This is a genomic window from Microcoleus sp. OTE_8_concoct_300, assembly GCF_031383065.1.
Classification (GTDB): domain Bacteria; phylum Cyanobacteriota; class Cyanobacteriia; order Cyanobacteriales; family Microcoleaceae; genus Microcoleus.
In genome coordinates, this window is sequence record NZ_JANMZH010000169.1 from 1 (window position 1) to 1290 (window position 1290).

Sequence of the window (1290 nt, forward strand, 5' to 3'; positions counted from 1 at the left end):
GGATACCAAGCTAAAGGAACAGAAATAGTACGACCATCGGATAGATCGACTGTTAGCGCGTCGTCTGTAACAACTACGTTTTGTGCTTGGGGGATTTCTAGCAACTCAACCATTAAAGAAGTCATTCCAACCTGCTAATAATTGCTGTTGATGTTCTTCAACAAGTTTCTGAATGCCATTGATTTCTGTACGATTGAAGCCTTTATTATTTTGAAGGCGAACTGGACTAAGCCAAAACTTAGCTTCTTATCGATCGCGCTCAACGTGAACGTGTGGTGGTTCATCCCGATCGCCCGCATAGCAGAAGAAACGGTATGGGCCGACTCGGAGTAACGTAGGCATTCAGGCTTATCGATCGCAAAATTACTTCTCTATTTTAACCGATGCACGAGCTTTCATCTCTGATATAGTCGAAGTATTGAACCCGATTGTGCGATCGTCTTTAAAAAAATGACTAAAAAAATCTGGATTGTCTACAAAACCGAAAGCATGAGTGCTCCCGGCTGGGAAGAGCGCCAACTCATGCCGAGGGGCGGTCTCACTAATATACTTTGGGAGAATTGGACTTGGGAAGAAAACCCAGAAATTCCTCAAGTAGGGGACAAAACCCGCGATTATGAAAATCTCTATGACCCCGGTAATGGAGTCACCCACGGGAAAGATGGAGATTGGGTAGTTACTCGCGTTCAGCAGTTTTCTGCTTCTGATACTGAGGAGCGAATTGTGGTGTGTTACTGTTCTTACCAACCTGTTACATCTGATTGGGAAGCGCTACAACGGGGTCAGTCTGTCAATCAGATGCTAGCAACTGTCGAATAATATTGACTGGATAATTAGTTCCTAAAAGCGATCGCCTATTCCTGCACAATTTCATACAAATCTTCGATCGACAAATCAAAAGTCCTTGCCAAATTGTGCAAGGCTGTCACGTCAACAGTTGCTAATCCGGGCGATCGGGCATAGGTTCTCACCGTACTGTAGACTACTCCCGATCGCTCTGAAACTTCTTTTAGAGTCCAGCCTTTCTCGGCAGCAAATTCTCGAACCCGCAATCTAATTAAGCCCATAAGCTCTTGAGATGTGATTGATATAAGTCATAGACTTGTACTGTAAAAAGCGATCGCCTATTCTTTGACGACCTCAACCAAGTCTTCCACCATCACGTCAAAAGTACGTGCCAACTTCAGCAGACAAGTAAAATCAACCATTGCCATTCCTGGAGAACGTGAATAGGTGCTGAGGGTGCTGTAGTTGACTCCCGATCGGTCAGAAACCTCTTTGATCGTCCAG

The 1290-nt window shown here is 44.7% G+C and carries 3 protein-coding genes and 1 pseudogene; 1 reads left to right on the plus strand and 3 read right to left on the minus strand.

Going from position 1 to position 1290, the window contains the following annotated elements; all coding sequences use genetic code 11:
* Positions 1–105: 105 nt before the first annotated feature.
* Positions 106–189 (minus strand): annotated as a pseudogene (locus ACUVJL_RS07835) (hypothetical protein); the annotation flags it as partial.
* A 261-nt stretch (positions 190–450) separates the two neighbouring features.
* Here ACUVJL_RS07835 and ACUVJL_RS07840 point away from each other — a divergent pair.
* Positions 451–819, plus strand: coding sequence for a hypothetical protein (locus ACUVJL_RS07840; protein ID WP_445245332.1), 369 nt, complete (start codon positions 451–453; stop codon positions 817–819).
* A 35-nt stretch (positions 820–854) separates the two neighbouring features.
* Here ACUVJL_RS07840 and ACUVJL_RS07845 read toward each other — a convergent pair whose 3' ends face one another.
* Both ACUVJL_RS07845 and ACUVJL_RS07850 read right to left on the minus strand, forming a co-directional pair.
* Positions 855–1067 carry a helix-turn-helix domain-containing protein gene (locus tag ACUVJL_RS07845; RefSeq protein WP_445245333.1) on the minus strand — a complete coding sequence of 71 codons (213 nt, stop codon included), beginning with the start codon at positions 1065–1067 and terminating at the stop codon, positions 855–857.
* A 57-nt stretch (positions 1068–1124) separates the two neighbouring features.
* Positions 1125–1283 carry a helix-turn-helix domain-containing protein gene (locus ACUVJL_RS07850; protein ID WP_445245334.1) on the minus strand — a complete coding sequence of 53 codons (159 nt, stop codon included), beginning with the start codon at positions 1281–1283 and terminating at the stop codon, positions 1125–1127.
* Positions 1284–1290 lie beyond the last annotated feature (7 nt).